This window comes from Jiangella ureilytica (assembly GCF_004348545.1).
Classification (GTDB): domain Bacteria; phylum Actinomycetota; class Actinomycetes; order Jiangellales; family Jiangellaceae; genus Jiangella; species Jiangella ureilytica.
This window is the reverse complement of record NZ_SMKL01000026.1, coordinates 1-18979: the sequence shown is the minus strand read 5'-3', so window position 1 is coordinate 18979 and position 18979 is coordinate 1. Positions and strand designations below refer to the sequence as shown.

Sequence of the window (18979 nt, the reverse complement as noted above, 5' to 3'; positions counted from 1 at the left end):
GGGCCATGACGGCGCCCCGGCGGAAGGTCGGCATCCGCGAGGTCGCCGCCCTGGCCGAGGTGGCCAGCGGCACCGTGTCGCACTACCTCAACCGCCCGGACCGCGTGTCGGCGGAGAAGGCGCAGCGGATCCGGCGCGCCATCGACACGCTCGGCTTCGTGCCGAACCATGCCGGCCGGCAGCTCCGGCTGGGCCGCAGCGACGCCGTCGCCTACCTCGCCCCGGACGTCAGCAACCCGTTCTTCGCCGCCGTCGCCGAGGGGGTCGAGCGGCGCGCCGCCGCGGCGGGCCTGTCGGTGTTCATCGCCAACACGCACGCCACCCGCGACCGCGAGGACGCCTACCTGCGGCAGTTCGAGCAGCACCGGGTGCGCGGCCTGCTGGTCGCGTCGCACGAGCCCATGGAGGAGCGGCTCGCCCACCTGCGCGAGCGCGGGACGCCGTCGGTGCTGCTCGGCCGGGCCGCCGCGGGGTCGGCGCAGCCCTCCGTGGCCGTCGACGAGGTCATGGGCGGCCGGCTCGCCGCCCGCCACCTGCTCGAGCTGGGCCGCCGCCGGCTCGCGTTCGTGGGCGGGCCGCTGCGCATCCGCCAGGCCGGCGACCGGCTTCAGGGCGCGGGCGACGCGGTCCGCGAGAGCGGAGCCGGCTCGCTCGAGGTGCTGACGACCACGGTACGGACGATCGCCGCGGGACGAGCGGTCGCGGCCGAGCTGCTGGCCCGGCCCGCGACCCGGCGCCCGGACGCCGTCGTCGCCGTCAACGACCTGGTGGCGCTCGGCCTGCTGCAGGCGCTCGTCGCCGCGGGCGTGCGGGTGCCGGAGGACGTCGCGGTGATCGGCTACGACGACATCGAGTTCGCCGCCGCGTCGCTGATCCCGCTCAGCTCGATCCGCGCACCGCAGGTGGACTTCGGCGCGGCCGCCGTCGACCTGCTGCTCGGCCTCCTCGACGGCACGGCCGACGACACGCAGCGCACCTACCCGCCGGAGCTCGTCGTCCGGGCGAGCACTCGACCCCAGGAGCAACCATGACCGAGAACCTCACCATCGCCGTCATCGGCGCCGGCGGCAAGATGGGCATGCGGGTGTCGGACAACCTGCAACGCACGCCGCACACCGTCTTCTACGCCGAGACGTCGCCGGCCGGCGTGGAGCGGGTGACGGCGGCCGGCCGGACGGTGACGCCCGCGGACGACGCCGTGCCCGGCGCCGACGTGGTGATCCTGGCCGTCCCCGACCTCGCGCTCGCCGCCGTCTCCGGCGCCGTCGTGCCGCGGCTGAAGGCGGGCGCGATCGTGTTGACGCTGGACCCGGCGGCGGCCTACGCCGGCCTGCTCGCCCGCCGCGACGACGTCGTCCAGGCGGTCGCGCATCCCTGCCACCCCTCGGTGTTCCTCGAGCGGCACACGCCCGAGGAGTACGCCGACACCTTCGGCGGCATCGCGGCGCCCCAGGACGTGGTGGCGGCCGTCGAGGCTCCGGACGGCGACGACGGGCTCGCGCGGACGCGGGCCGAGGCGGTGATCCGGGCCATGTACGCGCCGGTGCTCGACGTGCACTGGGTGACGGTGAAGCAGCTGGCCCAGCTGGAGCCGACGCTCGTCGAGACGGTCGCCTGCATGATCGGCGCACTGCTGAAGGAGGCGCTCGAGGAGGCGGTGTCGACCATGGGCGTGCCGGAGCCGGCCGCCCGGGCGATGCTGCTCGGTCACACCCAGGTCGCGCTGGCCAACACGCTGCGCGGGTCGAACCCGTTCTCCGACGCCTGCCTCATCGCGATGGACTACGGCCGCGAGTCGATCGTCCGCGACGACTGGAAGAAGATCTTCCGCGACGACGAGCTCGACCGCGTGCTGGCGCGCATGCTGCACCTGGAGCGGATCGAGCGTCAGTAGGCGCGGATCCGGGTGGGCGTGACCCGGATGACAGCGGAGTAGTCCGCCAGGACCTCGTCCGCGGTGACGCCGACCAGGTCCATCGTCGCGCGGGTACGTGGCGGCCGGCCGCCCCGGCGCCGGCGAGCGAACCGGCTCGACGGCCGCCGCACCGTCGTCAGCCGGATCTCCTCCTCCTCGCCCGGGCGGCGCTGCCCTGCGTCCGTCGTCGCCTCAACGTCGATCAGCAGCGCCGGCGCGGGCGGCCCTGTTCCGGGCCGATCCGGGGACGACGGCGAACGGGCGGCCGCCGCCGCTCGCGGCCAGCTCGAACCGTTCCAGCGCAGCGGGGCCGAGCGGCACCTCGTCGCCGAGGGTGCGGTGGAACGGGGTCGACGCGACGGTGCGGACGGCCCGGTCCCACGCCGGCGCCGAATAGGAGCGCACGCCGAGGATCCGCTGCTCGGCCATGATCAGCGGCATCAGCTCGGCGTCGACCCGGCCGGGCAGGTTCCCGATCAGCACCACCGGGCCGCGCTGCACCAGCGTGCCGGCCTGCTCGAGCACCGCCGCGCCCGCGCCGGCGGCATCGAACAGCGCTTCGGCCGACCGCGGCGCCAGCACGGACTCCGGGGCGGTCTCGCGCGGGTCGTACGCCGGGACGCCCAGCGCCCGCGCCTCGGCCACGCGCTCCGGGTTGAGGTCGAAGGCGGCGACGGCGGCCGCTCCGCACAGCGCCGCCGCCATGACGACGCCGAGCCCGACCGGACCGAGGCCCCAGACGGCGAAGGTCGCGCCGGGGGTCAGGCCCGCCTTGTCGACGGCGTGCGTGGCGATGGCGAACGGCTGCAGCGCGGCGGCCAGATGCAGGTCGAACCCGTCGTCGAGCACCGTGCAGTTGGCCGCCGGGACGACCGCGTACTCCGCGTAACCGCCGTCGGTGTGCACGCCGATGGTGCGCCGTCGCGTGCACGTGCTCGCGTAGCCGACGACGCAGGACCGGCACCGGCCGCAGCCCAGGATGTTGCGGATCGCGACGCGGGTGCCGGCCGGCAGGTCCGGCGGCGCGTCCGGCCCGACGTCGGCGATCGTCCCGGAGAACTCGTGGCCGAGGATCCGCGGCAGGTCGCGGGTCATGTCCTTGGCGGCGCCTGCCTCGTAGTTGCGGCTCCAGCGGTACCGCGCGACGTCGGACCCGCACACGGCGGCGACGGCGACCCGGACCAGCACCTCGCCGGGGCCGGGCCGCGGCACCGGGACGTCGGAGAGCTCCAGGCCGGGCCCGGGATGGGTCTTCACCAACGCCTGCATCACCGCAGCACCTCCCTGGCGTGAGCGCCCGCGAACCACTAATGTGTCCGTTGTATACGAAGCACACACTGAGTGTAGGGCAGGGTCCATGGGAACGGTGCGGGACGGTCACCTGGCAGCGGACGTCGTGGTCGTCGGCACGGGCAACGCGGCGTTGAACGCGGCCCTGTCGGCGGCGAAGGAGGGCCGGCGGACCGTCGTGCTCGAGAAGGCGCCGCGCGATCGCATGGGCGGCAACTCCTTCTACACCGCGGGCGCCTACCGCATCGCCGTCGACGACGTCGAGACGCTGGCCGGCATCCTCGGCGAGGACGGCATGCGCGAGCGGGTCCGCCCGGCCACCGACCTGCCGACGTACTCCGCGAAGGAGTTCGAGCGCGACCTCGACCGCATCACCGGCGGCCGCACCGACCCCGTCCTCGCGCAGCAGATCATCGACGGGTCGGCCGAGACCGCCCGCTGGCTGCGCGACCAGGGCGTGCCGTGGACGCTCATGTACGACCGCCAGTCGCACCACGTCGACGGGCGCTGGCAGTTCTGGGGCGGGCTGTTCCTCGGCGTCGAGGGCCAGGGCCCGGTGCTGGTCGACCGGCTGTACCAGGCCTGCCTCCGGGCCGGGGTGACGTTTCACTTCGAGACCCCCGTCGTCGACCTCGGCTTCGACGACCGGCTGCGCCACGTCGAGCACGTCGTCGCCTACGACCTGCGCGAGCAGCGTCCCGTGCGGATCGACGCGCACGCCGTCGTCCTCGGGTCCGGCGGGTTCGAGGCCAACCCGCGGCTGCGCGCCGCCTACCTCGGCCCCGGCTGGGACCTCGCGCACGTGCGCGGGACCCCGTTCAACACCGGCGAGCTGCTCGAGACCGCCGTCGGGTCGTGGGCCGGGTCGGCCGGCGAGTGGAGCGGCGCGCACGCCACCGCCTGGGACGCTTCGACCAACCCGCACGCCGGCGACCCCGAGCTGAGCAACCGGGCCACCAAGCAGGGCTACTGGCTGGGCATCGTCGTCAACCTGCACGGCGAGCGGTTCCTCGACGAGGGCGCCGACTTCCGCAACTTCACCTACGCCAAGTACGGCCGCGAGATCCTCGCCCAGCCGTCGCGCCGCGCGTTCCAGATCTTCGACAGCCAGACCATCGCGCTGGTCGACCCGGCCGAGTACGACCCCGACGTCGCGCCGCGCGTCATGGCCGACACCATCGAGGGACTCGCCGAGGGCGCCGGCATCGACGCACCGAGCCTGCGCCGCACGGTCGACCGTTTCAACGCCGCCGCGTCGGACGCCCCGTTCGACCCGACCTCGCGCGACGGCAAGGCCGCGGCCGACCTCTGGCCGCCGAAGAGCAACTGGGCCGTCCCGATCGAGCAGCCGCCGTTCTACGCGTTCGAGGTCACCTGCGGCATCACGTTCACGTTCGGCGGCCTGCGGGTCGACGGCGACGCGGGGGTCATCGGACGGACGGGGCAGCGGATCGCCGGACTGTACGCCGCCGGCGAGACGGTCGGCGGCATCTTCTACGGCAACTACCCGGGCGGCTCCGGACTCTCGGCGGGCGCCGTCCTCGGCCGTCGCGCCGGCCTGGCCGCCGCCGCCGAGTAGCGCTCAGGCGAGCAGCGCGTCGTCGTAGGGGTGCACCGTCAGGACCTCCGCGCCGGACGAGGTGACGGCGACGACGTCCTCCAAGCGCACGCCGGCGCCGCCGGGCACGCCCTCGACCAGCACCGTCGGCACGATCGCCAGCATCATGCCCTCTTCCAGCACCAGCTTCGGGGTGGGCCGGCCGGGCGGCGCGATGTACGGGGACTCCGCGTAGCCGACGCCGATGCCGTGCGCGATGATCATCTTCTGCAGGTTCCCGCCGAACCGGTGCCCGTCGAGCACCCCCGCGGCCACCGACTGCAGGTCCTCCCCCGTCGCCCCGGGCCGCACCGCGTCGATCAGAGCGGAATGCAGCGCGTGCACCAGCCGGTACACCTCGCGCTGCGTCTCATGAGGGGTGCCGACGACGACGGTGCGGGTCTCTTCGGAGAACATCCCGTTGAAGCAGGCGCCGATGTCCATGAACACGAGGTCGCCGTAGCGCACCAGCTGGTCGCCGGCGAAACGCTGCATCGGCGCGGTGTTGTCGCCCGTGCACACGATGAGGTTGCACTGCGGCACCTCGGCGTTGTGCGTGTAGAACTCGTGCATCACCTCGGCCAGCACGTCGCACTCGCGCACGCCTGGGGCCAGCATCGCCACCGCCCGCCGCATCGCCGAGTCCACGATGGCCGACGCATGCCGCATGAGCACCACCTCGCCGGGCGACTTCACCATGCGGGCCTGGTTGAGCAGCGCGTTGGCATCGACCAGCGTCGATCCGCCGAGCAGCGCGGCCAGGTTGCCCAGACTGGCCGGCGTCCCGATGTCGGTCCCGACCCGTCCGGACGTGAACCCGAGCTGCCGCAGCGCGTCGCCGAGGGGCGCCAGCGCCGACGCACCGCCGCCCTCCAGCACGACGCCGGTCGGGAACTCGCGGATATCGGCGGGGTCCAGCCAGTGCATGGTCTTGCGGCGGTGAGGGGTGTCGTCCTGGTGCACGAACACGACGGCGCCGGGGTCGTCCGCCGTCACGACGACGGCCTGCCTGACCTGGAAGTTCGGCGCATACAGCGGCCGCAGCCCGGCGGCGAACCGGACGTTCGCGTTCTCGAACAGGACCAGCGCGTCGACCCCGGCCCGCGCCATGGCGTCGGACAGCCGCGCCCGCCGCAGCCGGCGGATCTCGTCGTAGTCGACGTCGCGGCGCCAGTCGGCCACCAGGGGCATCGGTCCTCCTCGATCCGGTCAGTCGTCCAGGGTCGCGATGCGCACGTCGCGGGAGCGATTCATGTGCGCCCGGGCCAGCCGCGCGCTCGCCTCGGCGTCGCGCGAGCGCAGCGCCGTGAGCAGGGCGTCGTGCTCCTCGACGGCCTCGCGCCAGCGGTCGCCGTGCGCGAACGTCGTGCCCGGGAAGCGGCGGACGCGGTCGTGGACGGCGATGAGCATCTGCAGCAGGAAGGCGTTGCCCGACGCCGTCGCCAGCTGCTCGTGGAACTCGAGGTTGAGCCGGGCCATGGTGACGAAGTCGCCCTGCTCGCCGGCCTCGCGCATCTGCTGGTTGGTCCACTCGAGGCCGCTGAGCGCCGGCGGCTCGATGCGCGTGGCGGCCAGCTCGGCCGAGAGGCCGTCGATGGCGCCGCGGACCTCGTAGATCTCGACGATCTCGCGCGGGCTGATCTCGGTGACGTACGCCGTGCGGCCGGAACTGCGTTCGGCCAGCCCTTCGGCCTCGAGCCGGAGGATCGCCTCACGGACGGGGGTGCGGCTGATGCCGAAGCCGCCGGCGAGGTCCTCTTCGGCCAGCCTGGTCCCCGGGCCGAGGATCTGCTGGAGGATCGCCTCGCGCAGTGTCTTGTGGACGCTCTCGGACGTCGCCAGGGACCGGCCCTGCCGCCGCCACAGATCGGTGAGGGCGCGAGAGGCGAACGGCGACGCCGTCTCCGCCTGGCCGGTTCCGTCCTGCATGGTCATGTCCGCCACTCCGTCCCTGCCGGCGGCCCGGGCCGGCCGATCGACTCGAAGCATGCATCACACCACGCCCTCCGGACCAGAACCTCATCCATCGCCCGGGCCCCCCGCGTCGCCCGCCAGCGCGCACGCCGGCTGCTCCAGCACCGCGGGGTCGGCCAGGTGCCGCGGCGCCCGCCCGGCCAGCCCGTCGAGAACGGCGCGGACCACCTCGTCGCGCAGCTGCCGCCCGGACCGCCGGCCCTTCGCGGCGGTGTGCCCGGTGAGGACGATGCCCGGCTCCTTCAGCAGCGGGTCGCCCGCGGGCAGCGGCTCGCGCGCGGTGACATCCAGGGCGGCGACGGCGACCTGCCCGGTCCGCACCGCCTCGACCAGCGCGGCCTCGTCGACCAGCTCGCCACGGGCGGTGTTGACGACCACGGCGCCCGGCCGCAGCAGCGCAAGGCGTTCCGCGGAGACGAGCCCGCGGGTGGCGTCGATCAGCGGGGCGTGCAGCGTGACGGCGTGGCTGACGGCGAACAGCTCGTCCAGCTCGACCAAGTCGACGCCCAGGGCAGCGGCGGCCGACGGCGATCCGTACGGGTCGGCCGCGACCACCCGGGCCACCAACGGGGCCAGCTTGCGCGCCGTCGCCTGCCCGATGCGGCCGAACCCGACGACGCCGACGACGAGGTCGGCGAAGCGGCGGGCGGCCCCGACGGCGACACCCGCGGCCGGGGTGTCGCCGTCGCGGACGGCGTCGGCGGCGGCCACCAGCCGGCGCTCGGCCGCGAGCAGCAACGCGACCGCGTGGTCGGACACCTCCTCGACGCTGGCATCGGGCACGTAGGCGACCGGGAGTCCGCGCCGGGTGGCCGCCGCCACGTCGACGTTGTCGACCCCGATGCCGCGCCGGACCAGCAGCGTCGTGCGCGTCAGCCCGTCGATGACCCGGGCCGTCACCGGCTCCACCGCACCCAGGACCAGCACGTCGGCCCGGCCGCCGGCGTCGATCAGCTGCTCCTCGGTCCACAGCGGCTCGACGGCGAGCTCCGCCCCGGTCTCGGCGGCGATCCGCCGCTCCGGCTCGCCGAGAGCGCCGAGCCGCTCGCTGAACACGACGACGGCGTTCATGCGCGGGCACCCGCCGCGACGGCCTGGCGCACGGGCAGGCGCAACGGCGGCAGCCCGCTGACGCTGACCGCCACCTCGTCGCCGTCGCGCAACGGCCCCACCCCGGCGGGCGTGCCGGTGAGGATGACGTCGCCCGGGCGCAGGTCGACGACGGCGGAGGCCATCGCGATCAGCTCGGGGACGTCGCAGATCAACTGGGCCAGCGTGCCGTGCTGGCGCGGCTCGCCGTTGAGGGTCAGCCCGACCGCCACGTCCGGCAGCGACACGACCTGCGACAACGGCAGCAGCGCCGGCCCCAGCGGGGTGAACGTGCGATACGACTTGCGCAGCGACCGCTCCTCCTTCTTGCCGGCCTCCAGCCGCAGCGTGATGTCGAGCGCGGCGGTCAGCCCGGCGACGTGGTCCAGCGCCCGCTCCGCCGGGATCGACCCGCCTCCGCGGCTGATGACGACGGCGACCTCGCCCTCGTAGTGGCTCTCGCGGCCGGGCAGCGCGGGCAGCTCGATGGCGTCGTCGGGCCCGCAGACGCTGCCGACGGCCTTGACGAACAGTCCGAGTTCACGCGTGGTGGCGTCGCCCGACGGGCTACGCGCGCCGAGCTCGCCCTGATGCGCGTGGTAGTTGACCGGGGCGCCGAACACCTGCACGGGGGTGGGCGACGGCGCCAGCCTGCGGCCGAGCTCGACCGGCGGCAGCGACCCCGCGCCGATCAGCGCCCGCAGTTCCTCGGCCTGCGCCGCGGCCGCGACCACCCGGGCGGTGAGGTCGCCGTCGCCGCCGGGGTCGAACCAGCCCAGCTGCTCGTTGCCGACGGCGACCCGGTCGCCGTCGTGCGCGACGACCAGCAGCGGCGACGGCACGACCGCCGTCATCGGAAGCGCCCCATCACGTCCTCGCCGAGCCGCCGCAGCGTTGCCCGGGTCAGCTCGAGGTCGTCGATGGGCACGACGGCCAGGCTGATGTGCTCGAGGCCCTGCTTCGCGTACTCCTGGATGGCGTCGGCGACGGTGCCGGCGCTGCCGGCCAGCGCGATGGCGCGGTCGCGGAAGTCGTCGACGGTGTAGTCGGCCCAGTCGGCGCGGCGGCGCAGGATGCTCAGCGCGGCCTCGACCCGAGCGGGGTCGTCGTCGACGACGGTGTAGAACAGCGCGCCACCGGTGACGTGGCGGCCGTCGGTGACCCGCGACCGGATGCCGCGCAGCGCGTCGCCGAACACCGCCGGCGTGATGCCCTTGCCCTGCGGTGCCGCCGGGCTCCAGCCGTCGGCCAGCTCGGCGACCAGGTCGAGGATGCGCGCCGACGCGCCGCCCAGCCAGATGGGCGGACGCGGCTGCACGGGCTTCGGATAGAACGGCACCTCGTCGAGCAGGTAATGCTCGCCGCGGTAGCTGGCCGGGCCGTCGGTCTCCCAGAGCGCGCGGATGACCTCGATGCCCTCGCGCAGCCGGGTGATGCGGTCGTCCAGCGTGGGGAACTCGAACCCGTAGGACGCGTACTCGATGCGCTGGTGGCCGGCGCCGAGCTGGAGCAGCAGCCGGCCGCCCGACACCTGGTCGAGCGTCGCGGCCGCGCGCGCGACCAGCGCCGGGTGCCGCAGCCCGATGGGCGTCACCTGCGGGCCGACCTTCACCCGGTGCGTCGCCTGCGCGATGGCCGCCAGCGCGACCCAGGCGTCGAGGAAGTAGGGCTGGTCGGCCGGGGCGTTGGTGTAGCCGGACAGCCGCGAGCCGGGCAGCAGCAGGTGGTCGATGACGTAGACGCCGTCGAACCCGACCTCTTCGGCGAACACCGCGAGGTCGACCAGATCGCGGAAGTCCGTCCCCGGATGCTGCCCGTGAATGCTGAGCTTGAACGCGAACTCCACCTGGTCTCCTCGGCTCCGCCGACGGGTGTGCACCTTGTATGCAGCGTATTCCCCGGTGCCTTCGCGGGTCAACGGAATGGCCGTCCTGGACGGATACCTGCTGGATACAGCCTGGTTACGAGTCCTTGACGCCCTCTGGGCTCGGGTCTATCGTGCACGTTGTATGCAGAGAATACGACTGCAAAGGCGCAGGTCTCATGCCCGTATTCACCGGACAGAGGCCGGGGAGGAAACTGGCATGCGACTCGCGAGCTGTGTGAGAGCCACCGCCCTGGCCGGCGCGGTGGCGCTGGCCCTGGCGGCCTGTGTGAGTGAGGGCGGCGGTGACGACGACACGGCCGCAGCGGGCGGCGACGCGTCCGAGGACGCCGACTGGGAACCCGAGTACGTCGACGGCGTCCTGCAGCCGCTGCCCAGCGGCTTCCCGGACGGCGATCTGACCATCCTGAACGCCGACGAGCCGGGCTCGGACGACGGGCTCTACGCCCGCACCATGCAGAGCCTGCTCGACGACATCTCGCCGGTGCCCGTACAGGTGCTGGACCGGCCGAGCCCAACGCACGGCACCTGGGAGGCCATCCAGTTCGTAGAGGGCCAGGCCGGGGGCGACGAGGGCCGCACCCTCGTCGTCGGCGCCATGACCGGCAGCGCGCTCGACCTGCTGACGGTGCCGATCACCGACGAGCTGGGCATGACGATCGACGACTGGAACCCGGTCATCGTCACCGAGACCTCGCCGTTCGTCCTGGCCACCCGGAAGGATGCGCCCTGGCAGGACTACGAGGGCTTCGTCGAGTGGGCGAAGGCCAACCCGGGCCAGGCGCGGTTCGCCTCGCGCGTCGGCAGCCAGCTGGAGATCGCCATGATGCGGCTCATCCAGGAGGGCGGCTACGAGGTCGAGGTGCTGCCGGTCGAGGACCTCGAGGTCGCGGCCACCACCGTCGGCGCCGGCGAGGCCGACATCACCATGCTGCTGCCCGGGACAGCGCAGAGCCACTTCCAGGCCGGGCGCATCGACGTCATGCTCACCATCGGCAACGAGCCGGCCGACGCGTTCCCGGAGGCCCAGACCACCGCCGACATCGGCCTCGCCGACGAGCCCTGGGGCTCCGTACGCGGGCTGCTGGTCCCGGCGTCGGTCCCCGACGAGCACCGCGACTGGCTGTACGAGCTGTTCAAGGCCGCGGCCGAGACCGACGGGTACGCCCAGCGGATCTCCGACCTGCCCGGCGCCATCGGCGTCACCTACACGCACGACGAGGTGATGGAGATCGTGACCAACACCCTCGAGTTCGCCGAACCGGTGGTGCGGGAGCTCGGGCTCCACTACGACCAGCAGTGACGATCTCCTCGGGAGAGTGACGATGGCAGAGCGGCCGACCGGCATCGACGTCCACGCCCACCTGTTCCCGCAGTCGGCGGTGAACGCCGCGGAAACCGGGCGGGACTGGTTCGGGGTCCCGATGTCCCTGAACGCGCAGGGCCGGCCGGTCGCCGAGCTGAACGGCAAGGCCATGGCGTTCGGGTCGCCCGTGCATCTCGAGCCGCCCGGGCGCCGGGTCGAGCGGATGACCGCGATGGGCGTGGCCCGCCAGCTCGTCTCGGTGCTGCCGCCGCTCTACCAGTACGGGCGCGACGGTGCGCAGCGGGTCGCCGCGCTGCGCACCGTCAACGACGAGATCGCCGAGATGATGACGGCGTTCCCGGACCGGTTCGGCGGGCTGGCCGCGCTGCCGCTGCCCGACGTCGACGCCTCGCTGGCGGAGCTGAAACGCACCCACGACCTCGGGTTCGCCGGCATCGCCATCGGCACGCACGTCAACGGGGTGAACTGGGACGCGGAGTCGCTGTTCCCGGTGCTCGAGGCGGCCGAGGCGCACCGCTCGCTGGTGCTGGTCCACCCGGTCTTCCCGCGCTGCGGCGACGCGACCAAGCGGCACTACTTGGGGAACCTCATCGGCAACCCGTACGAGACGACGGTGGCGGTGGCGTCGCTGGTGCTCGGCGGGGTGCTGGACCGGCTGCCCGGGCTGCGCCTGGTGCTGGCGCACGGCGGCGGCTACACGGCGTTCGGCATCGGCCGCATCGACCACGGCCGCGCGGTGCGCGACGAGATCACGGCACCGGCGGGCGTGCCGAGCGACTACCTGAAGTCGCTGCACTTCGACACGCTGACGCACTCGCCGGCCGCGCTGCGGTACCTGATCGACGAGGTCGGCGCCGGCCAGGTGGTGCTCGGGACCGACTACCCCTCCGACATGGGTGACGACGACCCCGTCCGGCGGCTGGAGTCGTACTCGTGGCTGTCCGACGAGGACCGCGCGCTCATCCTGGCCGGCAACGTCCAGCGCCTCCTGGGGGATGCATGAGCCCGGACGCGAGCCAGGCGGGAAGTGAGCTGACACCGTCGTCGATGGAGTCGCCTGAGGAGCCGCCGGAGCCGGAGCTGCCGCCGACGGTGGAGGATCCGGACCCGACGGTCGACCGGCGCATCGACATGGCGGTCGCGGCCGCCGGCAGCGCGATCGGCGTGCTGCTCATCGTGTCGTCGCGCGACATCCGCCAGGGCAGCGTCAGCGACCCGATCGGGTCGGACGGACTGGCGATCGTGCTCGGCGCGTGGCTGATCGTGGGCGGGCTGCTGCTGATCGGGCGGCGGCTGCTGGCGTGGCGGCGGTCCGGCAACCAGGTGCCGTCGGACGGCGCGGGCGACGAGTTCGGGCTGCCGGCGTCGCCGCTGCGCTCGTTCGTCATGTGGGCGGCCGGGTTCGGCTGGGTGTTCCTGCTCCCCCGCGTCGGCTTCATGGTGTCGTCGCTGCTGCTGTCGGTGTTCGGGCTGGTCGCCATGGGCGTGCGCTCGTGGGTGAAGCTCGGCGTCGTCCCGGTCGTGTTCACGATCGTGCTGTGGGTGCTGTTCAACCGGGTGTTCGGCGTCCAGTACCCGGCCGGCCCCGTCGACCTCTTCTTCGCCGACCTCATCCCGCGGATGAGCCTGTGACGGACCGGGAGCAGGCATGGATCTCGCACTGAACTCGCTCGGGCACGCGGTCGAGCTGCTCACGCACCCGGCCGTGATCTTCGCCATCGCGGTCGCCGTGGTGTGGGGCGCCTGCTGCGGCGTGCTGCCCGGCGTCGGGTCGGGCCTGGGCATCGGCGTCGTCGTGCCGCTGACCTTCAGCATGGACGCCGTCACGGCGGTCGCGTTCCTGGTGACGATCAGCGTCGCCGTCTCGTTCTCGAACAGCCTGCCGGCCGTGCTGCTGGGCGTGCCCGCGTCGCCGGCGGCGTTCCTCACCGCGATCGACGGCTACGCGCTGCACAAACAGGGCAAGAGTGGGCTGGCGCTGGGCAGCACGCTGTTCGGCGCCGTGCTGGGGCAGCTGGTGAGCATCCCGTTCTTCGTGCTGCTCGTGGTGCCGCTGTCGACGCTGACGTACACGTTCCTCTCCCCCGAGCTGTTCGCCCTGTACTGTCTCGGGCTGGTCGCCGTCGTGTCGCTGACCGGGAAGAACGTCATCAAGGGCTTGATGGCGGCGGCGCTGGGCGTGGCGATCTCGCTGGTCGGCCCGGACCCGGTCAACGCCGTCGCCCGGTTCAGCTTCGACGTCCCGGAGCTGCGCGGCGGCTTCCAGACGATTCCCGCCGTCCTGGGCCTGGTCACCATCAGCGAGATCATCCGCAGCATGCGGCAGAACTACAACTGGGAGGACATCCTCCCGACCTCGAAGTCGATGGCGCGGTTCCCCGGCTTCCGCAAGCTCAAGCCGATCTACCGGCCGGTCGCGATGGGAGCGCTCATCGGGACGCTGATCGGCGCCATCCCCGGCATGAGCGGCACGGCGTCCGCCGTCATGTCGTACCAGCAGGCGAAACTGACCTCGAAGACGCCGGAGCAGTTCGGCAAGGGCAGCATCGAGGGCGTCGCCGCCAACGAGTCCGCCGCCAACGCCTCGCAGGCCGGCGAGATGGTGCCGACGCTCGGTCTGGGCATCCCCGGCAGCGACTCGATGGTCCTGGTCCTGGGCGCGCTGATGCTGCAGGGCTTCGTGCCCGGCCCGATGCTCATGCAGGAGTCGCCGGAGCTGCTGCACGCGACGGTGGCCGGCCTGCTGGGCGGGTCGCTGCTGCTGCTCGCGTTCGGCTGGCCGCTGGCCCGGCTGCTGCTGCGGGTGATCCATCTGGACCGGCGGGTGATCATGCCGCTGGTCTTCGTGGTGACGCACGTAGGCATCTACTCGCTGCGGCAGTCGCTGTTCGACGTGATCGTGCTGCTGGGCTTCGGGATCATCGGCTACTTCATGATCCGGTACGGGTACTCGACGGCCGCGGCGGCGATCGGGCTGTTGCTGGGCGCCGGGTTCGAGTCGAACCTGCGACAGGGCATGCTGCTCGCCGACTCGTCGTTCTGGCAGTTCGTCACCCGTCCCTGGACGGCGTCGATCCTGCTCGCCGCGCTGGCGCTGCTGGCGTACGGCATCTACGGGACCGTGAAGACGACGCGGCGCGAGCGCGCCCTGCTCGCGGCTGCGCACCAGCCGCCGTCCGGCCACACTCCATGATGATCATGGCGATCCAGTGGCTGCACACGCGGCGACGACCAGCAAGCTCACCACGCCGAGCCTGTTCGAGAGTCGATCACCGCCGTTCCCTCTCGCCCGGCTACGAGCCACGTGGTCTCGCGGTGGGTCTCACATTGTGATCCTGATGCGTTCACGATGTGAGATCACACGCCACTTTGTTTGGAGACCACTGGTCCAATCGGGAAGATGGACGCATGTCTCGCGCTTCGTCCGACACCGCCCGCCTCATGACCACGGCCACCACCGGCCGCGGCATGCGCATGCGCCCGTGTCCGATGCGAATGCGCCGCTGCCACTGACGCCGTCCGCGCGTCACTGAGTCAGCACCCTGCACCACCCTCTTCACCCCGCACCCCCACCGGGACCGGCCGGCGACCCCCGTCGCGCCGTCCTGGGACCTTCCGCGCCCATCCCGCGCACCCGTCACCCTCACCAAGGAGCAGCACGCCATGAACCGCCGCATCACCCTGACCCTCGTCGCCGCCGGAGCCGCCGCCGTTCTGGCCGCGTGCGGCGGGGGCGACACCGAGACCGCGTCCGGCGAGTCCGGCGATCCGATCCGCATCGGCGTGGTCGGCGCCAGCGAGGACTACTGGCAGGTCTTCACCGAGCTCGCCGACGACGAGGGCATCGACGTGGAGCTGGTCAACTTCACCGACTACACACAGCCCAACCCGGCATTGTCGCAGGGCCAGCTCGACCTCAACCAGTTCCAGCACCTGCAGTACCTGGCCGCGTACAACGTGTCGAACGACGACGACCTGGCGCCCATCGGCGCGACGGCGATCTACCCGCTCGGCCTGTACTCGCAGCGGCACCAGTCGCTCGATGACATCCCCGACGGCGGCGAGGTCGCCATCCCGAACGACGAGACCAACCAGGCCCGCGCGCTGCTCGTCCTGCAGGACGCCGGCCTGATCACGCTCGAGGGCGGCGGCAGCTCGACGTCGCTGCCGTCGGACGTCGTCGAGTCCGAGTCGAAGGTGACGGTCACCCCCGTCGCCGCCGAGCAGACGGCGACGGCGCTCAACAGCGTCGACGCGTCGGTGATCAACAACGACTTCGTCGCCGACGCGGGCCTGGAGCCCACGGACGCCCTCTATCAGGACCAGGCCGACAGCCCCGGTGCCCGCCCGTACATCAACGTGTGGGTCGCCCGGTCCGACGAGGCCGACAACGAGACGTTCCAGCGGCTGGTCGAGCTGTACCACTCGCCCGAGGTCGAGGCGGCGTCGTCGCAGGCGTCCGGCGGCACGGCCGTCTTCATCGACAATCCGGCCGACGAGCTCAGTGAGATCCTCGACGGCATCCAGACGGACCTCGCCGCGCACTGATGGCACCCGTGATCAGCTTCCAGGACGTCAGCAAGGTCTTCGGTTCGGGTGCCGGCGCCGTCCGCGCGGTCGACGGCGTCACGCTCGACATCGAGGCCGGCGAGATCTTCGGCGTCATCGGCTACTCCGGCGCCGGCAAGAGCACGCTGGTCCGGCTGGTCAACGCGCTCGAGACGGTGACGTCCGGCCGGCTGCTCGTCGACGGCCAGGACGTCACCGCTCTCGGCGAAGGGCGGCTGCGGCGGGTGCGCGCGGGCATCGGGATGGTGTTCCAGCAGTTCAACCTGCTGAACTCGCGCACCGTCGCCGGCAATGTCGCGTACCCGCTGAAGGTGGCCGGCTGGCCGCGCGAGCGGCGGGCCGCGCGGGTCGCCGAGCTGCTCGACTACGTGGGCATCGCCGACAAGGCGAAGGCCTACCCGCGGCAGCTGTCCGGCGGGCAGAAGCAGCGGGTCGGCATCGCCCGCGCACTGGCGACATCGCCGCGGATCCTGCTCGCCGACGAGGCCACCAGCGCCCTCGACCCGGACACCACGCAGGACGTGCTGGCGCTGCTGCGCCGGGTCAACCGCGAGCTCGGCGTCACCGTCGTCGTCATCACCCACGAGATGGACGTCATCCGCTCGATCGCCCACCGGGTCGCCGTCATGGAGGCCGGGAAGGTCGTCGAGCACGGCCCCGTGTACGACGTGTTCGCCGCGCCACGCGAGCGGGCTACCCGCCGGTTCGTCGCGACGACGCTGAAGGACCGGCCGACGCCCGAGGCGCTGGACCGGCTGCGCCACCGTCATCCCGGCCGGATCGTCACCGTCGCGATCAGGGAGAACGGCGCCGGCTCCGGCGTCGACGTGACGGCGGCGCTGCGAGCCCACGGCGTCGACGGGACGATCGTGTTCGGCGGCATCACCGAGCTCGACGAGCGGCCGTTCGGCTCGCTGACGCTGGAGCTGACCGGCTCGGACGCGGCGATCTCGGCGCTGATCGCGGACCTGCGCGGCCGGACCGACGTGGACGACCTCGGGACGGCGGCGGTCGCGGGGGTGCGCGCATGAACCGCGACTGGTCCGAGCTCTCGCCGATCCTGTGGGAGTCGGTGCGCGAGACGCTGTACATCGTCGGCGTGACGGTGGGGTCCGGCGGCCTGCTGGGGCTGGTGCTGGGCGTGCTGCTGTACGCGACCCGGCGCGGCAACCTGCTCGAGAACGTCGTCGTCTTCTCGATCCTCAACGTCGCCGTCAACGTGGTGCGGCCGATCCCGTTCATCATCTTCATCACCGCGGTCGGGCCGGTGACGCTCGCCGTCGTCGGCACCACGATCGGCAACGACGCCGTCATCTTCGCCATGTCGATCATGGCGACGTTCGTGACGGCGCGCATCGTCGAGCAGAACCTCGTCGCCACCGATCCCGGCGTCATCGAGGCGGCCCGGGCGATGGGCGCGTCGCGGCTGCGGATCCTGGTGACGGTGCTCGTGCCGGAGGCGCTCGCGCCGCTCATCCTCGGGTACACGTTCCTGCTCATCGGCATCGTCGACATGTCCGCGCTGGCCGGCTACGTGGGCGGCGGCGGGCTGGGCAACTTCGCCATCGTGTACGGCTACCAGCGGTTCAACTGGGAGGTCACGCTGGTCACGGTCCTGGTGATCATCGGGATGGTCCAGCTGGCGCAACTGCTCGGGAACTGGCTGGCGCGGAAGGCGCTGCACCGCTGATCCGTGCCTGCGGGCGCTTCGAGCACAGGTCTGCCCAGAGCCCGCTCCGCGCCCGCCGGCCTGGCGGCAGCCAGACCGGCGGCCAGACCGGCGGACGGGGCGAGGTCACGCAGGGGCGCCGAGGGGCGGGTGCTCGAGCACGCGGGGCTTGTACTCGACCAGCTGGATGCGGCCGTCGAAGGTGCGGTGGTCGATCATCTCGAGGGCGACGTCCGGATAGTCGTCGTAGATGCGTTCGTCGCCCGTGGCCCCGGTGATCACGGGGAACATCACGACCCGGAAGCGGTCGACGAGCCCGGCTCGTAGCAGGGATCGGCACAGGCTGAGGCTGCCGATCGTGCTGAGGAGTCCCGAGCCACTCGACTTCATGGCGCGGACCGCCTCGACGGCGTCGTCGCGGACCAGCGTGGAGTTGGCCCACGTCAGTGGCTCCTCGAGTGAGGAGGAGAACACCACCTTGGTGGCTTGCGTGAGCTCGTCGACGGACGCCTCTTCTTCGGGCCTGAACTCGTCTTGGCCACTCGGGACCTCGCCGGCGGCGAAGCCCGACATCAGGCGGTAGGTGTTGGCTCCCATCAGGTAGGTGGCCTCGGGCTGCTCACCGAGCCACGCGAGATACTCCGGGCCCTCGAGGCCCCAGAATCCGGGCCAGCCCTCTCCCGATGCGTAGCCGTCGAGGGAGGTGATGAAGTCGACGAGAAGCTCCGACATGGCGGTGTCCTTTCCTAGGATGTCACGAGCTCGTGACCGGCCGGGAGCCGCGAACTCATCGGCGGGCTGACGAGAATCCATCGCCTCGCCAGTACACACCACGAAACCGCGTCGCGGAGCACGCGACGTGCACCCCACCATGCCTTCGCGCCCGCGCCTTGCGAGGCTTCCCACGGATGCGACGCTCGCAACCCGCGCGATCTCCTAGGGTGGGGCGATGCCGCTGCGGAACGGTCCGGCCGGGTACGGCCTCGTCACCAAGACGCTGCACTGGCTGACGGTGGCCGCCCTGGCCGTCCAGTTCGCGGTGGGCTATGCGATCGACACGGTGTCCGCCTGGGTCGCCGGCACCGACGACAGCGACTCCGACGAGGCGGCCGTGTTCGTGCACGGCTGGCTCGGCGGCGCCATCGTGGTGCTGACGCTGCTGCGGCTGGCCTGGCGGACGGGGACGCCCCTGCCGCCGTGGTCCTCACGGCTGACCGACGCCGACCGGCGGGTCGAGGCGTGGGTCGAGCGAGTGATGTACGCGGCGCTGTTCGTGGTCCCGGCGTCCGGGTTCGCGCTGCTGTACCTCTCGGGCGAGGAACGCGACGTCGCCGAGGACCACGAGTGGCAGGCTCCGTACGAGGTCGTGCCGGACGACGTGGCCTTGGCCGTCCACATCGGTGGTCATCTGGTCCTGTATGCCGCACTGGCTCTCCACGTCGGCCTGGCCCTGCGCCGCCGCACGCTCACCCGCATGCTCTGACGGCTCCGACAGCGGTCTCGCCGGCCTTGGAATGACGCTTCTATGTCAAGCGGTTGGCTGGTGGCAGGTCAGCGGTGGGATGTCGCGGCGGAGCGTGCGGTGGATGACGTCGGTGAGGTGGCGTTTGAGCACGCGCATGGCGCCGCGTTTGCCTTTGTTGTCGAGGTGTTTGGCGATCAGG

At 72.4% G+C, this 18979-nt stretch carries 18 protein-coding genes; 11 read left to right on the top strand and 7 right to left on the bottom strand.

Going from position 1 to position 18979, the window contains the following annotated elements:
* Nucleotides 1-5: 5 nt before the first annotated feature.
* Together E1212_RS13350 and E1212_RS13345 are read left to right on the top strand one after the other, a co-directional pair.
* Nucleotides 6-1031 (top strand): LacI family DNA-binding transcriptional regulator, encoded by a 1026-nt coding sequence (locus tag E1212_RS13350; RefSeq protein ID WP_131983192.1) that lies wholly within the window; start codon nucleotides 6-8, stop codon nucleotides 1029-1031.
* On the top strand, nucleotides 1028-1894 hold the full coding sequence (locus tag E1212_RS13345) for a phosphogluconate dehydrogenase C-terminal domain-containing protein (RefSeq protein WP_131983190.1): 867 nt from the start codon (nucleotides 1028-1030) through the stop codon (nucleotides 1892-1894). The genes E1212_RS13350 and E1212_RS13345 overlap by 4 nt, the downstream gene beginning before the upstream one ends.
* A 213-nt stretch (nucleotides 1895-2107) precedes the next feature.
* Here the strand turns inward: E1212_RS13345 and E1212_RS13340 are convergent, their stop codons facing one another.
* Nucleotides 2108-3184: a zinc-dependent alcohol dehydrogenase gene (locus E1212_RS13340; RefSeq protein WP_162605454.1), complete on the bottom strand. Its 1077-nt coding sequence runs from the start codon at nucleotides 3182-3184 to the stop codon at nucleotides 2108-2110.
* Between the two features lie 88 nt (nucleotides 3185-3272).
* Here E1212_RS13340 and tcuA point away from each other — a divergent pair, with 88 nt between their 5' ends.
* On the top strand, nucleotides 3273-4784 hold the full coding sequence (gene tcuA, locus E1212_RS13335; RefSeq protein WP_131983186.1) for an FAD-dependent tricarballylate dehydrogenase TcuA: 1512 nt from the start codon (nucleotides 3273-3275) through the stop codon (nucleotides 4782-4784).
* Nucleotides 4785-4787: 3 nt separating this feature from the next.
* Here the strand turns inward: tcuA and E1212_RS13330 are convergent, their stop codons facing one another.
* The 5 genes from E1212_RS13330 to E1212_RS13310 all read right to left on the bottom strand — a co-directional run bounded on the left by E1212_RS13330 (nucleotide 4788) and on the right by E1212_RS13310 (nucleotide 9711).
* Nucleotides 4788-5993, bottom strand: a complete 1206-nt coding sequence (locus E1212_RS13330) for a M24 family metallopeptidase (protein WP_131983184.1) — start codon at nucleotides 5991-5993, stop codon at nucleotides 4788-4790.
* Between the two features lie 18 nt (nucleotides 5994-6011).
* On the bottom strand, nucleotides 6012-6737 hold the full coding sequence (locus tag E1212_RS13325) for a GntR family transcriptional regulator (protein ID WP_162605453.1): 726 nt from the start codon (nucleotides 6735-6737) through the stop codon (nucleotides 6012-6014).
* 84 nt (nucleotides 6738-6821) lie between these two features.
* A complete protein-coding gene (locus tag E1212_RS13320; RefSeq protein ID WP_131983180.1) occupies nucleotides 6822-7847 on the bottom strand; it encodes an NAD(P)-dependent oxidoreductase in 1026 nt (341 codons plus the stop codon).
* The gene (locus E1212_RS13315) at nucleotides 7844-8719 is read right to left on the bottom strand and encodes a fumarylacetoacetate hydrolase family protein (protein WP_131983178.1); all 876 of its coding nucleotides are present in this window, start codon (nucleotides 8717-8719) and stop codon (nucleotides 7844-7846) included. Before E1212_RS13315 ends, E1212_RS13320 begins: the two co-directional genes overlap by 4 nt.
* On the bottom strand, nucleotides 8716-9711 hold the full coding sequence (locus tag E1212_RS13310; RefSeq protein ID WP_162605452.1) for an LLM class flavin-dependent oxidoreductase: 996 nt from the start codon (nucleotides 9709-9711) through the stop codon (nucleotides 8716-8718). Before E1212_RS13310 ends, E1212_RS13315 begins: the two co-directional genes overlap by 4 nt.
* A gap of 238 nt (nucleotides 9712-9949) precedes the next feature.
* Between E1212_RS13310 and E1212_RS13305 the strand changes: the two genes are divergently transcribed.
* The 7 genes from E1212_RS13305 (at nucleotide 9950) to E1212_RS13275 (ending at nucleotide 17336) form a co-directional block, all read left to right on the top strand.
* Nucleotides 9950-11053: a Bug family tripartite tricarboxylate transporter substrate binding protein gene (locus E1212_RS13305; protein WP_131983174.1), complete on the top strand. Its 1104-nt coding sequence runs from the start codon at nucleotides 9950-9952 to the stop codon at nucleotides 11051-11053.
* Between the two features lie 22 nt (nucleotides 11054-11075).
* The gene (locus tag E1212_RS13300; protein WP_131983172.1) at nucleotides 11076-12080 is read left to right on the top strand and encodes an amidohydrolase family protein; all 1005 of its coding nucleotides are present in this window, start codon (nucleotides 11076-11078) and stop codon (nucleotides 12078-12080) included.
* On the top strand, nucleotides 12077-12709 hold the full coding sequence (locus E1212_RS13295) for a tripartite tricarboxylate transporter TctB family protein (RefSeq protein ID WP_131983170.1): 633 nt from the start codon (nucleotides 12077-12079) through the stop codon (nucleotides 12707-12709). The genes E1212_RS13300 and E1212_RS13295 overlap by 4 nt, the downstream gene beginning before the upstream one ends.
* Before the next feature lie 16 nt (nucleotides 12710-12725).
* Nucleotides 12726-14270 (top strand): tripartite tricarboxylate transporter permease, encoded by a 1545-nt coding sequence (locus E1212_RS13290; RefSeq protein ID WP_131983168.1) that lies wholly within the window; start codon nucleotides 12726-12728, stop codon nucleotides 14268-14270.
* Between the two features lie 470 nt (nucleotides 14271-14740).
* Complete coding sequence (locus tag E1212_RS13285; protein ID WP_131983166.1) at nucleotides 14741-15625, top strand: MetQ/NlpA family ABC transporter substrate-binding protein; 885 nt, start codon at nucleotides 14741-14743, stop codon at nucleotides 15623-15625.
* Nucleotides 15625-16677 (top strand): methionine ABC transporter ATP-binding protein, encoded by a 1053-nt coding sequence (locus E1212_RS13280; RefSeq protein WP_131983164.1) that lies wholly within the window; start codon nucleotides 15625-15627, stop codon nucleotides 16675-16677. The genes E1212_RS13285 and E1212_RS13280 overlap by 1 nt, the downstream gene beginning before the upstream one ends.
* Nucleotides 16674-17336, top strand: a complete 663-nt coding sequence (locus tag E1212_RS13275; RefSeq protein WP_131983162.1) for a methionine ABC transporter permease — start codon at nucleotides 16674-16676, stop codon at nucleotides 17334-17336. Before E1212_RS13280 ends, E1212_RS13275 begins: the two co-directional genes overlap by 4 nt.
* 105 nt (nucleotides 17337-17441) lie before the next feature.
* On the opposite strand, the gene E1212_RS13270 is transcribed toward E1212_RS13275, so the two are convergent.
* A complete protein-coding gene (locus E1212_RS13270) occupies nucleotides 17442-18047 on the bottom strand; it encodes a dihydrofolate reductase family protein (protein ID WP_131983160.1) in 606 nt (201 codons plus the stop codon).
* A 217-nt stretch (nucleotides 18048-18264) separates the two neighbouring features.
* Here E1212_RS13270 and E1212_RS13265 point away from each other — a divergent pair, with 217 nt between their 5' ends.
* The gene (locus E1212_RS13265; RefSeq protein ID WP_131983158.1) at nucleotides 18265-18798 is read left to right on the top strand and encodes a cytochrome b; all 534 of its coding nucleotides are present in this window, start codon (nucleotides 18265-18267) and stop codon (nucleotides 18796-18798) included.
* Nucleotides 18799-18979: the final 181 nt, after the last annotated feature.

Coding starts and splice junctions, on each gene's coding strand:
- E1212_RS13285 (WP_131983166.1), top strand. CDS start 14,741: ATGAACCGCCGCATCACCCTGACCCTCGTCGCCGCCGGAGCCGCCGCC.
- tcuA (WP_131983186.1), top strand. CDS start 3,273: ATGGGAACGGTGCGGGACGGTCACCTGGCAGCGGACGTCGTGGTCGTC.
- E1212_RS13330 (WP_131983184.1), bottom strand. CDS start 5,993: ATGCCCCTGGTGGCCGACTGGCGCCGCGACGTCGACTACGACGAGATC.
- E1212_RS13305 (WP_131983174.1), top strand. CDS start 9,950: ATGCGACTCGCGAGCTGTGTGAGAGCCACCGCCCTGGCCGGCGCGGTG.
- E1212_RS13275 (WP_131983162.1), top strand. CDS start 16,674: ATGAACCGCGACTGGTCCGAGCTCTCGCCGATCCTGTGGGAGTCGGTG.
- E1212_RS13265 (WP_131983158.1), top strand. CDS start 18,265: ATGCCGCTGCGGAACGGTCCGGCCGGGTACGGCCTCGTCACCAAGACG.
- E1212_RS13270 (WP_131983160.1), bottom strand. CDS start 18,047: ATGTCGGAGCTTCTCGTCGACTTCATCACCTCCCTCGACGGCTACGCA.
- E1212_RS13340 (WP_162605454.1), bottom strand. CDS start 3,184: ATGCAGGCGTTGGTGAAGACCCATCCCGGGCCCGGCCTGGAGCTCTCC.
- E1212_RS13325 (WP_162605453.1), bottom strand. CDS start 6,737: ATGACCATGCAGGACGGAACCGGCCAGGCGGAGACGGCGTCGCCGTTC.
- E1212_RS13280 (WP_131983164.1), top strand. CDS start 15,625: ATGGCACCCGTGATCAGCTTCCAGGACGTCAGCAAGGTCTTCGGTTCG.
- E1212_RS13295 (WP_131983170.1), top strand. CDS start 12,077: ATGAGCCCGGACGCGAGCCAGGCGGGAAGTGAGCTGACACCGTCGTCG.
- E1212_RS13350 (WP_131983192.1), top strand. CDS start 6: ATGACGGCGCCCCGGCGGAAGGTCGGCATCCGCGAGGTCGCCGCCCTG.
- E1212_RS13315 (WP_131983178.1), bottom strand. CDS start 8,719: ATGACGGCGGTCGTGCCGTCGCCGCTGCTGGTCGTCGCGCACGACGGC.
- E1212_RS13345 (WP_131983190.1), top strand. CDS start 1,028: ATGACCGAGAACCTCACCATCGCCGTCATCGGCGCCGGCGGCAAGATG.
- E1212_RS13290 (WP_131983168.1), top strand. CDS start 12,726: ATGGATCTCGCACTGAACTCGCTCGGGCACGCGGTCGAGCTGCTCACG.
- E1212_RS13300 (WP_131983172.1), top strand. CDS start 11,076: ATGGCAGAGCGGCCGACCGGCATCGACGTCCACGCCCACCTGTTCCCG.
- E1212_RS13320 (WP_131983180.1), bottom strand. CDS start 7,847: ATGAACGCCGTCGTCGTGTTCAGCGAGCGGCTCGGCGCTCTCGGCGAG.